This is a genomic window from Pseudomonas sp. 25 R 14 (genome assembly GCF_900004755.1).
GTDB classification, from domain to species: Bacteria; Pseudomonadota; Gammaproteobacteria; order Pseudomonadales; family Pseudomonadaceae; genus Aquipseudomonas; species Aquipseudomonas brenneri.
The window spans coordinates 19154-29985 of the sequence record NZ_CVTS01000046.1; the positions used below are offsets into that span (position 1 = coordinate 19154).

Genomic DNA, 10832 nt, shown 5'->3' on the forward strand with positions numbered 1-10832 from the left:
TTGATGAGCCTGTCCCCGCGTCAACACTGGATCGGCGTGCTTGCCCGCGCCCTTCGCAGTGAGCTGATCCCCCACGAAGCGGCCCTGCGCGACGCCGATTACCAACTGATCCGCGCCCCGGAAATCGGCATGACCCTGGTACGCGGGCGCATGGGTGGCAATGGTGCGCCGTTCAACGTCGGCGAAATGAGCGTGACCCGTTGCGTGGTACGCCTGGCCGATGGGCGCACCGGCTACAGCTACCTGGCGGGGCGCGACAAGGTGCATGCCGAATTGGCGGCCCTGGCCGATGCCCATCTGCAAAGCGCACAGCCGAGCCAATGGCTCAGTGATTTGATCCGCGTACTGGCCAACGCCCAGGCCCGGCGCCGCGCGCAAAAAGAAGCCGATACCGCCGCCACCAAGGTCGAGTTCTTCACCCTGGTGCGAGGAGAAAACTGATGAATGCTCAATTATTACAACCGGCGTTTGTCGATCCGGTCCTGGATGCCCAACGCAGTTTTCGTGCAGCGCTCAAGGCCTTGGCCGAACCGGGTTTGATCCAGCCTCTGCCTGCGGCCCCGCACCTCGAAGGCCTGGCGCCGGCCATCTACGCCTTGTGCCTGGGGCTGCTGGATGCAGACACGCCGTTGTGGCTGGCGCCGAGCTTCGATACGCCGCTGATCCGCGCCAACCTGGCCTTCCACTGTGGCTGCCCGCTGGTCGCGCGCCGCGAAGACGCGGTGTTCGCCTTGTTGGGGGAACATGACCTGCACGACCTGAGCGGCTTCGACCACGGCAATGACCGTTATCCCGACCAGTCGTGCACCTTGCTCGTCCAGTTGAGCGACCTCGATAGCGGGCGCGGCCTGAATTGGAGCGGCCCGGGCATCCAGGCCCAGCGCCAGGTCAGCCTGCCACTGCCCCAGGCGTTCTGGCTGGAACGCCAGCGTCGCGAGGCGTTCCCCCGTGGCCTGGACGTGCTGTTCGGCGCCGGCCACTACCTGCTCGGCTTGCCCCGCAGCACCCGCGTCGCAGAGGAGTGTGCCTGATGTACGTAGCCGTCAAAGGTGGCGAACAAGCCATCGACAATGCCCACCGCCTGCTGGCGAAAAAACGCCGGGGCGACACCGCAATTCCTGAGTTGAGTGTGGAGCAGATCCGCCAGCAACTGCCGCTGGCCGTTGCACGGGTGATGACCGAAGGCTCGTTGTACGACGAAGAACTGGCCGCACTGGCAATCAAGCAAGCGGCGGGGGACCTGGTGGAAGCGATCTTCCTGTTGCGCGCCTACCGGACCACGTTGCCACGCTTCAGTCCCAGCCTGCCGATCGACACCGCGCAGATGCAGCTCAGCCGACGCTTGTCCGCAACCTTCAAGGATGTGCCCGGCGGCCAGTTGCTTGGCCCGACGTTCGACTACACCCATCGCCTGCTGGATTTTGCGCTGCTGGCCGAAGGTGAGTATCCCGGCCCGCAGACCTCTGTGGATGCGTGTCTGGAACCTTGCCCGCGTGTGTTGGGGTTGTTGGCCAAAGAAGGCTTGATCAAGAACGAAGCCGACGACAATGCCCGCGTTGCCGATATCACCCGCGACCCGCTGGAGTTCCCCGCCAGCCGTGCCGAGCGCCTGCAAGCCCTGGCCCGTGGTGACGAAGGGTTTCTGCTGGCGCTGGGTTACTCGACCCAGCGTGGCTATGGGCGTAATCACCCCTTTGCCGGGGAAATTCGCATCGGTGACGTAGAGGTGTGGATCGATCCCGAAGAACTGGGTTTTCCCATCTGCCTGGGTAGCATCGAAGTCACCGAGTGCGAGATGGTCAACCAGTTCGTCGGCTCGGCCACTGAGCTGGCGCAGTTCACCCGTGGCTACGGCCTGGCGTTCGGGCATGCCGAGCGCAAAGCCATGGGCATGGCGCTGGTGGACCGTTCACTGCGCGCCGAAGAGTTCAACGAAGAGGTGGTGTCGCCGGCCCAGCGTGAAGAGTTTGTGCTGGCCCACTGCGACAACGTCGAGGCAGCCGGTTTTGTCTCGCACCTCAAATTGCCTCATTACGTGGACTTCCAGGCCGAACTGGAGCTGATCCGCAAACTGCGCCAACCGGCTGAGGGTTCCCGCCATGAATGACATTACCCAGATACCCACGCGTGATCCGGCGTACAACTTCGCCTACCTCGACGAGCAAACCAAGCGCATGATCCGCCGCGCCTTGCTCAAGGCCGTGGCAATCCCGGGTTATCAGGTGCCATTCGGTGGCCGCGAGATGCCGCTGCCCTATGGCTGGGGCACCGGTGGCATGCAATTGACCGCGGCAATCCTGGGCGCCGAGGACGTGCTCAAGGTTATCGACCAGGGCGCCGACGACACCACCAACGCCGTGTCCATCCGCCGTTTTTTTGCGCGCACCGCCGGCATCGCCACCACCGAGGCCACCCCCGACGCGACGGTGATCCAGACCCGCCACCGCATCCCCGAAACGCCGTTGCAGGCCGGGCAGATCATGGTCTATCAAGTGCCGATCCCCGAGCCGCTGCGTTTTATCGAACCGTCGGAAACCGAGACCCGCACCATGCACGCCCTCAATGACTACGGGGTGATGCACGTAAAACTCTACGAAGATATCGCCACCTTTGGCCATATCGCCACGGCCTATGCCTACCCGGTAATGGTCGACGAACGCTATGTGATGGACCCCTCGCCAATCCCCAAATTCGACAACCCCAAACTCGACATGAGCCCGGCGCTGATGCTGTTTGGTGCCGGTCGCGAAAAGCGCTTGTACGCAGTGCCGCCGTACACCCAGGTCAGCAGCCTGGACTTCGAGGATCACCCGTTCGAAGTGCAGAAGTGGCAGCACTGCTGTGCGATCTGTGGCAGCCACGAATCATTCCTCGACGAGCTGATTCTGGATGACGCCGGCACCCAGAGTTTCGTGTGTTCCGATACCTGGTATTGCGCCCAACGGGTCAAGGAGAACAACCAGTGAGCCAGCCCTTATTGCAAGTGCGTGATCTGTCCCTGTTATACGGCCCGCAGAAGGGTTGCCAGGGCGTGAGCTTTGATCTGTACCCCGGCGAAGTGCTGGGGATTGTCGGCGAGTCCGGCTCGGGCAAATCCACCTTGCTCTCGCTGTTGAGCGGGCGCTTGCCACCCCAGGCCGGCAGCATCGGTTATCGGAGCAAGGAGGGCGAATGGCTGGACCTGTACAGCGCCAGCGAAGCCGAACGGCGCACTTTGCTGCGCACCGAATGGGGCTTTGTTGAACAGAATCCCCGCGACGGCCTGCGCATGGGCGTTTCGGCTGGCGCCAACATCGGCGAGCGCTTGATGGCCCAGGGCGTGCGCAACTACCAGCAGCTGCGCGGCGCCGGCCTGGATTGGCTGAGCCAGGTGGAAATCGACCCGCAGCGTATCGACGACTTGCCACGTACCTTCTCTGGCGGTATGCAGCAACGCCTGCAAATCGCCCGCAACCTCGTCTCCAGCCCGCGCCTGGTGTTTATGGATGAGCCGACCGGCGGCCTCGATGTGTCGGTGCAGGCGCGCTTGCTTGATCTGTTGCGCGGCCTGGTGCGCGAGCTGGACCTGGCGGTAGTCATCGTCACTCACGACCTGGCCGTTGCGCGTCTGCTGGCCGACCGCCTGATGGTGATGCGCCGTTCACGGGTGGTGGAAACCGGCTTGACCGACCAGATCCTCGACGATCCACAGCACCCTTATTCCCAACTGCTGGTGTCTTCGGTATTGCAGCCATGATGAATACGTTGATTGAGGTCCGAGACCTGTCGAAAACCTTCACCTTGCACCAGCAGAACGGCGTGGTGCTGAACGTGCTGCGCGGGGTGGATTTCAGTGTGCAGGGCGGTGAGTGCCTGGTGCTCCACGGCCAGTCCGGCGCCGGTAAAAGCACCTTGCTGCGCACCCTGTACGGCAACTACCTACCAGCGGGCGGCAGCATTCGCATCTGCCACGACGGGCAATGGCTGGAACTGGTGGGCGCACAGCCTCGGGACATTCTGCAGGTGCGCCAGCAGACCCTGGGCTATGTCAGCCAGTTCTTGCGGGTGATCCCACGGGTGGCGTGCCTGGATGTAGTGATGGAACCGGCATTGGCCCGTGGTTGGCCGAAACCTCAGGCCCAGGCGCGGGCCGAGCACTTGCTGGCGCGCCTGAATATCCCGCAGCGCCTGTGGCAGTTGGCGCCGGGCACGTTTTCCGGTGGCGAGCAGCAGCGGGTCAATATTGCACGCGGTTTCATGGTGGCCTGGCCGGTGATGTTGCTGGACGAACCGACAGCGTCCCTGGATGACAGCAACCGCCAGGTTGTCCTGGAACTGATGAACGAAGCCAAGGCCGGCGGTGCCGCACTGATCGGCATCTTCCATGATCGCGCCGCCCGTGAGGCGGTGGCCGATCGTCACTTGGACATGACTCCTGCCCATCAAGCCGAAGAGGAATACGCTCATGCCCGCTGAACAGATCCTCAGCAATGCCCGGCTGGTCACGGCTGATCGTGTATTTCTCGGCAGCGTGGTGCTGCGTGACGGGATGATCGTCGATCTCGCCGAAGGCCGCAGCCAGTTGTCCCAGGCCCAGGACCTGGGCGGCGATTTCCTGCTGCCGGGGCTGGTGGAGTTGCACACCGACAACCTGGAAAAGCACATGACCCCACGGCCCGGCGTGGACTGGCCGTCGACTTCGGCGGTGCTCAGCCATGACGCGCAAATCATCGCCGCCGGTATCACCACGGTGTTCGACGCGGTGTCCATCGGCGACGTCAATCCCAAGGGCAACCGCATGCAGAAACTGCCGGCGATGCTCAATGCCATTGCCTCGGCGCAAGAGGCCGGCCTGACCCGCGCCGAACACCGCCTGCATCTGCGTTGCGAGCTGTGCCACCCGGACACCTTGAGCGTGTTCCGCGACCTGGTGGAAAACCCGCTGGTGCAACTGGTGTCGGTGATGGACCACTCACCGGGCCAGCGCCAGTTTGTGCTGGAGTCCAAGTACCGTGAGTACTACATGGGCAAGTACCACCTGAACGACGAGACCATGGACGCGTTTATCGTGCTGCAAATGGCCAATTCCAAGGCCTACAGTGACCGCTATCGTGCGGCGATTGTCGAGCATTGCCTGGGGCGCGGCCTGTCGGTGGCCAGCCATGACGATGCAACGTTGGCCCATGTCGAGGAGTCGGCGCGCTACGGCATGAGCATCGCTGAGTTCCCCACTACCCTGGAAGCGGCGCGTGGTTGCCGGCAACTTGGGATGAACGTGCTGATGGGCGCCCCGAACGTGGTGCGCGGCGGGTCGCACTCGGGTAATGTGGCCGCCGCCGGCCTGGCCGCCGAGGGATTGCTGGATATACTTTCCAGTGACTATTACCCCGCCAGCCTGCTACAGGCGGCGTTCGTCCTGGCCGATCAGCAGGACGGCGGCGATCTTTCGCGTGCGGTCAGGATGATCAGCCTGGCTCCGGCACGCGCTGCGGGCTTGAACGATCGCGGTGAAATTGCCATTGGCCTGCGGGCGGACCTGGTGCAAGCTCGGAGCCGTGAAGGGCTGCCAGTGGTCCAACAAGTCTGGCGACAAGCCAAGAGGGTGTTTTGATGGCAGGCAGGTTGATCTATCTCATCGGGCCATCGGGTTCGGGCAAGGACAGCCTGCTGGATGCCGCGCGCCTACGTTTGGCCGAGCGCGGTTGCCGCATTGTGCGGCGAGTGATCACCCGCTCGGCGGAGGCGGTGGGTGAGGCGGCCGAGGGGGTCAGCCCCGCACAATTTGCGGCGATGAACGCCGAGGGCGCCTTTGCCCTCAGTTGGCAGGCCAATGGTTTGTCCTATGGCATTCCCCGGCAGATCGACGACTGGCTGGCGGTGGGGGACGATGTACTGGTCAACGGCTCGCGCGGTCATCTGGCGCAGACTCGCGAGCGTTATCCGACGCTGTTGGTGGTGTTGCTGACGGTTGATCAGGCGGTGCTGCGCCAGCGCCTGCTGGCGCGGGGGCGTGAGTCGGTGGCAGAAATCGACGCACGCCTGGCGCGCAATACACAGTTCACTGACAGCCTGACGGCGACTCCCGGCGTATTTCTGCTGGATAATTCCGGGTCGCTGGCACATACCGTTGAACGTTTGTTCAGGTGCCTGGACGCAGGGCACTCGGCATGCGCCTGACCTTGTTGGGCACCGGTGACGCCCGCCAGGTCCCGGTGTATGGCTGTGAATGCGCCGCCTGTGCCCTGGCCCGCAGCGATGCACGCTTGCGTCGCCGCGAATGCAGTGCGTTGGTCGAGTGCGGTGACCAGCGCTGGTTGATCGACAGCGGGCTGACGGACCTGACCGAGCGCTTCCCGCCACGTAGCCTCAGCGGCATTCTGCAGACCCACTACCACGCCGATCATGCCCAGGGCCTGCTGCATCTGCGCTGGGGCCAGGGCCTGACTATTGCGGTGCATGGCCCGGCAGACCCCGAAGGCCTGTCGGACCTCTACAAACACCCCGGCATCCTCGATTTCAGCCAGCCCTTCGCCGAGTTCGAGACCCGGCAGTTTGGCGAGCTGACGGTCACCGCGTTGCCGCTGCAACATTCCAAGCTGACGTTCGGTTACCTGCTGCAAGGGCAGGGCCGGCGTATCGCTTATCTCACCGACACCACGGGCCTGCCCCCGGCAACCGTCGACTGGTTGCGGCGCGAACCCCTGGACGTACTGGTCATCGACTGCTCCATGCCGCCGCAACCCCAGGCGCCGCGTAATCACAATGACCTGACATTGGCCTTGCAATGCATCGAAGCATGCGGCGCCGAGCTTGGCGTGCTGACCCACGTCGGGCATACGCTCGATGCCTGGCTGTTGCAGTATCGCGGTGAATTGCCGCGCCATGTGACGGTGGGCTGGGATGGGCGGGTGCTTTAACTCAAGGCCTTCAGTTTTTCAATATCCGGCAAAACAACCGCCAGTCTGTTCCGGTAAATCTGTGCTTGAGTAAAGATAACTCCAGGGTTACTTTTGTTCGGGCCGGAGCAAGGAGGCTGTGGTGCAAAGCAGGTTATTGATCAAGGAACTGCAAGAGGCGGGCTGGGTGCTGGATCGGGTTACGGGCAGCCATCAATTTTCACCCACCGTTATAACCCGTACACGATACCGGTGCCTCATCCCAAGAAGGACCTACCCTTAGGCACCGTGCGAAGTATCAGGCGGCGCGCCGGGCTGTTTTCGTTCTAGAACGGTTTTTCAGGAGAATATTCATGCAATACCCAATCTGTATCGAATGGGGCGATGACTTTACCGCCTCCGGTATCCAGATCCCCGATATTCCAGGTGCGGTGACCGCCGGGGACAGTTTTGAAGAGGCTTACAACGCCGCAGTGGAAGTGGCCCACATCATGCTGCAAGAGATGGCCAGCGAAGGCCGTGCGATTCCCATGCCGACCTCGGTCGCGGCGCATCATGGCAACACGGAATATGCCGGGATGGGCTGGGGCATGCTGGAGCTGGATATTTCGCCTTACCTGGGCAAGACCGAGAAGGTCAATGTGACCTTGCCAGGGTATGTGATCCAGCGCATTGACCGTTATGTACGCGAGCACAAAGTCAAAAGCCGTTCGTCATTCCTGGCGGATGCCGCGTTGGAGAAATTGGTGCGTTCTTAGTGGGTGGCCCCTCCATAGGTGAGGGAAAGTGCCTGACGTTGAGGCTGAAAATGTAGAGAGGATATTTCTTAAGATAGCGACGGTTTGGATTATACAAGCGTGTTCTTTTTTACGTTTTCTTAGTGGTGTCAGCGACTTGAACGCGCATTTTCGAGGCCGGGTGACACCGGGTAAATGTAAAAAACCATGTGTTTTGTCAGCAAACTAAACCGCAGCTCAACGCGTTTCAATAAGACTCAAAGCCCAGGTGGCGAGGTGGTTTTCTGCATGAAAGATTAGGGACGGATGACGCCGGCTGAGGCAGCTTTCTGCGATGAAAGGCGACGCCATTGGACGCTGTTATCCCTGTCATTAATCGATTTGGAGATCGCCATGAGTCAAATAAACAACGGTGTTACTCATCCTGGTTGCTGCCCGGAAGAAATGTATGGACCGTCCAAGGAGCAATTTTCCGCTCGCGGGAAACGCACCATCAGTACTGATCAGGCCGCCCAGCATCTTACGCGAGAGGGGACGCGCTTTCATGATCGGGATAGGGACGGCAAGATGCAGGTGTCTTTCAACTTGAGTAGTTTCACCGAGCAGCAAAAAACCTGTGCCCGCCGGGCGATGCAGGCTTGGCAAGACGTGGCCGACATCAGTTTTCATGAGAATGCCCGCAAGGCTGACGGTTCTATTCAGGTATCCGGCGCCCATAACTCGGACAGGGGGGTGGCATGGCGATCTGGCGAGCAAAACTCCAAGACAACCGCGATGATCGGCACAAGCGGTGTGTCACATGACCCAAAGCTGGGGAGTCATTTTCACACCACGATGATTCATGAGATCGGTCATTGTCTTGGGCTCGCCCACCCCGGCCATTACAACGGCGGAGGTACGTACGAGAAGAATGCACAGTTTGCGCAGGACACGAAGGCTGGCACAGTCATGAGTTATTGGTCTGAACGCGAGAACGCTGGCCACAACTTCAACAACAAGGGGCCCTCGGCGCCCATGATGTACGACATCGCGGCCGCCCAACGTCTTTATGGTGCAAACCGCGCTACCCGTAACACGGACACGACCTATGGCTTCAATTCCAACACCGGGCGTGAGTCGCTGAGTGTCAAGAGCGCTGCTGATTCAGCAATATTTTGTGTGTGGGACGGTGGCGGGAACGATACGTTGGATTTTTCCGGGTATTCACAGAACCAGAACATTAATCTTAATGAACAATCATTCTCGGACGTCGGGGGAATGAAAGGTAATGTTTCCATCGCCAAGGGCGTAACACTGGAAAATACCATCGGCGGTTCAGGTACTGACGTGATTACGGGAAATGATGCGGACAATCGTCTCAAGGGTGGCGGGGGCTTAGACAGGTTGAGAGGGGGAGGCGGCGCTGACACATTTGTCTACGACAAAGCCAGCGAGTCCACATCGAAGAACTCAGACCTGATCGAAGATTTTACCAGCGGTGTCGACAAGATCGATGTTTCCGGCGCCTTGAGAGAAGCCGGTATCAAAGGTCTCAACTTTTCCAGTCAATTCAATGGCCGGCCCGGTAACGCAGTGCTGAGCCATGACCCGAACACAGGGCGTGGCAGTTTGGCTATCGATATGAACGGCAATGGCAAGTCTGACTTGCTGGTTACCACAGTGGGCAAAATTCAATCCGCCGATATCGTGACGGGAGGGCAGGTGCCAGCACCGGCACCAGCACCAACACCAACACCAGAACCCACTGCTTCTCTACTTGCTACGCTGGGAAGTGTTCTGCACGGAACCCTCATGATGTTGCAGGGGCTTGTCCGTCTGTTGGAGAAAAGCCCGTCAGAGCAGCGATAAACGATAGGCAGGATCCTGAGCGTGTTGATGAGATATCGAACGTCAGGCGCTCACTGTCGAAGCGGCTCTGGACACACTCAGGAATCGTAACAGTGCCACCAGCGGGAACAGGCTGCCGACCACAATCACCCCAAGCCAGCCGCCATGTTCATACACACTGCTGGCAATCGCCGAACCGAAGGCACCGCCGATGAAGATGCTGGTCATGTAGAGCGCGTTCAGGCGACTGCGGCTGTGGGCGTCCAGGGCGTAGATGGTGCGCTGGCCGAGGACCATGTTCATCTGCACGCAAAAATCCAGGACCACGCCGGTGACCATCAAGCCGATGACGCTGTAGGCCGGGTGTACCAGCGCTGGCAGAAAACTCAGGGCCGCCAGCAACATCGCCAGCAATGAGGCGCGATGGGTGTGGCCAGCGTCTGCCAGGCGTCCGCTGATCGGTGCGGCGATGGCGCCCAAGGCCCCAACCAGGGCAAACAGGGCAATCTCGCTTTGGCTCAGGCCATGGTTGCGTGAGAGCTCCAGCGGCACGGCGGTCCAGAACAGGCTGAAGGCGGCGAACATGCAGCCTTGATAGAACGCCCGTTGGCGCAGCGATGGCTGCTCGCGCAGCAAAGTGCCCAACGAGCGTAGCAACTGGCCATAGCTGGCGCTGTGGTCTGGCTGGCGCTTGGGGACAGTCAACAACAGCACCACGCTGATCACGGCCATCATCGCCGCTGCGGTCATGAACATCGCCCGCCAGCCGAAGTGGTCAGCTACCAGGCTGGAAACCGGACGCGCCAGCAGAATGCCCAGCAACAGGCCGCCCATGATACTGCCCACCACCCGGCCCCGTGATTCGGCGGGCGCCAGGTGTGCAGCCAGGGGGATCAGGATTTGCACCGACACCGAACTGAAGCCGATCAACAACGACACCAGCAGGAACAGGTTCGGCTGTTCGGTAAAGGCCGCGCCCAACAGGCTGGCGATGGCAACCACGGTGGTGATGATCATCAACCGGCGGTTTTCCAGCAGGTCGCCCAAGGGCACGAGGAAGAACAGGCCCAGGGCATAGCCGATCTGGGTCAGGGACACGATCAGGCTGGCCATGGCCGGGGTCAGGCCGATGTCCGGGGCAATCAGCTCGATGATCGGTTGGGCGTAGTAGATGTTGGCGACAATAGCCCCGCAGCAGAACGCGAATAGCAGCACCATGCCACGGGTCAGGGTGGCGGTCGCGGGTGGGGTAGCGGTCATGGTGTTCTCGTTAAAGCGGGGAAGGAGGGCGTGAAGGGTAAAGGGTAGGCGAAGGAAGGGAGTAAGTGTTACTGATGATTTCAGTCATGCCTGGCATTGATGCCTTACGCGCAAGCCAATGTGGGAGCGGCGG

The 10832-nt window shown here is 61.1% G+C and carries 12 protein-coding genes and 1 pseudogene; 12 read left to right on the plus strand and 1 reads right to left on the minus strand.

Annotated elements, in window-relative coordinates:
• Nucleotides 1-3: 3 nt before the first annotated feature.
• The 12 genes and pseudogenes from phnG to BFQ03_RS15490 all read left to right on the plus strand — a co-directional run bounded on the left by phnG (nucleotide 4) and on the right by BFQ03_RS15490 (nucleotide 9460).
• The gene (phnG, locus tag BFQ03_RS15440; protein ID WP_032859108.1) at nucleotides 4-441 is read left to right on the plus strand and encodes a phosphonate C-P lyase system protein PhnG; all 438 of its coding nucleotides are present in this window, start codon (nucleotides 4-6) and stop codon (nucleotides 439-441) included.
• Nucleotides 441-1031 (plus strand): phosphonate C-P lyase system protein PhnH, encoded by a 591-nt coding sequence (phnH, locus tag BFQ03_RS15445; protein ID WP_065943502.1) that lies wholly within the window; start codon nucleotides 441-443, stop codon nucleotides 1029-1031. Before phnG ends, phnH begins: the two co-directional genes overlap by 1 nt.
• Nucleotides 1031-2107: a carbon-phosphorus lyase complex subunit gene (locus BFQ03_RS15450; protein WP_032859113.1), complete on the plus strand. Its 1077-nt coding sequence runs from the start codon at nucleotides 1031-1033 to the stop codon at nucleotides 2105-2107. Before phnH ends, BFQ03_RS15450 begins: the two co-directional genes overlap by 1 nt.
• Complete coding sequence (locus BFQ03_RS15455; protein WP_032859115.1) at nucleotides 2100-2966, plus strand: alpha-D-ribose 1-methylphosphonate 5-phosphate C-P-lyase PhnJ; 867 nt, start codon at nucleotides 2100-2102, stop codon at nucleotides 2964-2966. The genes BFQ03_RS15450 and BFQ03_RS15455 overlap by 8 nt, the downstream gene beginning before the upstream one ends.
• Complete coding sequence (gene phnK, locus BFQ03_RS15460; protein WP_162237639.1) at nucleotides 2927-3736, plus strand: phosphonate C-P lyase system protein PhnK; 810 nt, start codon at nucleotides 2927-2929, stop codon at nucleotides 3734-3736. Before BFQ03_RS15455 ends, phnK begins: the two co-directional genes overlap by 40 nt.
• On the plus strand, nucleotides 3736-4455 hold the full coding sequence (gene phnL, locus BFQ03_RS15465) for a phosphonate C-P lyase system protein PhnL (protein WP_065943503.1): 720 nt from the start codon (nucleotides 3736-3738) through the stop codon (nucleotides 4453-4455). Before phnK ends, phnL begins: the two co-directional genes overlap by 1 nt.
• On the plus strand, nucleotides 4445-5590 hold the full coding sequence (locus BFQ03_RS15470) for an alpha-D-ribose 1-methylphosphonate 5-triphosphate diphosphatase (RefSeq protein WP_032859122.1): 1146 nt from the start codon (nucleotides 4445-4447) through the stop codon (nucleotides 5588-5590). The genes phnL and BFQ03_RS15470 overlap by 11 nt, the downstream gene beginning before the upstream one ends.
• Nucleotides 5590-6156, plus strand: a complete 567-nt coding sequence (phnN, locus tag BFQ03_RS15475; RefSeq protein ID WP_065943504.1) for a phosphonate metabolism protein/1,5-bisphosphokinase (PRPP-forming) PhnN — start codon at nucleotides 5590-5592, stop codon at nucleotides 6154-6156. Before BFQ03_RS15470 ends, phnN begins: the two co-directional genes overlap by 1 nt.
• Nucleotides 6147-6896 carry a phosphonate metabolism protein PhnP gene (gene phnP / locus BFQ03_RS15480; protein WP_032859126.1) on the plus strand — a complete coding sequence of 250 codons (750 nt, stop codon included), beginning with the start codon at nucleotides 6147-6149 and terminating at the stop codon, nucleotides 6894-6896. The genes phnN and phnP overlap by 10 nt, the downstream gene beginning before the upstream one ends.
• Nucleotides 6897-7017: 121 nt before the next feature.
• Nucleotides 7018-7205 (plus strand): annotated as a pseudogene (locus BFQ03_RS29115) (type II toxin-antitoxin system HicA family toxin).
• A gap of 23 nt (nucleotides 7206-7228) precedes the next feature.
• Entirely contained in the window at nucleotides 7229-7633 is a 405-nt protein-coding gene (locus BFQ03_RS15485; protein WP_032859130.1) for a type II toxin-antitoxin system HicB family antitoxin, read from the plus strand.
• A 372-nt stretch (nucleotides 7634-8005) separates the two neighbouring features.
• Complete coding sequence (locus BFQ03_RS15490) at nucleotides 8006-9460, plus strand: M10 family metallopeptidase C-terminal domain-containing protein (RefSeq protein WP_065943542.1); 1455 nt, start codon at nucleotides 8006-8008, stop codon at nucleotides 9458-9460.
• 42 nt (nucleotides 9461-9502) lie between these two features.
• On the opposite strand, the gene BFQ03_RS15495 is transcribed toward BFQ03_RS15490, so the two are convergent.
• The gene (locus BFQ03_RS15495) at nucleotides 9503-10699 is read right to left on the minus strand and encodes an MFS transporter (protein WP_032859132.1); all 1197 of its coding nucleotides are present in this window, start codon (nucleotides 10697-10699) and stop codon (nucleotides 9503-9505) included.
• Between the last annotated feature and the right edge of the window lie 133 nt (nucleotides 10700-10832).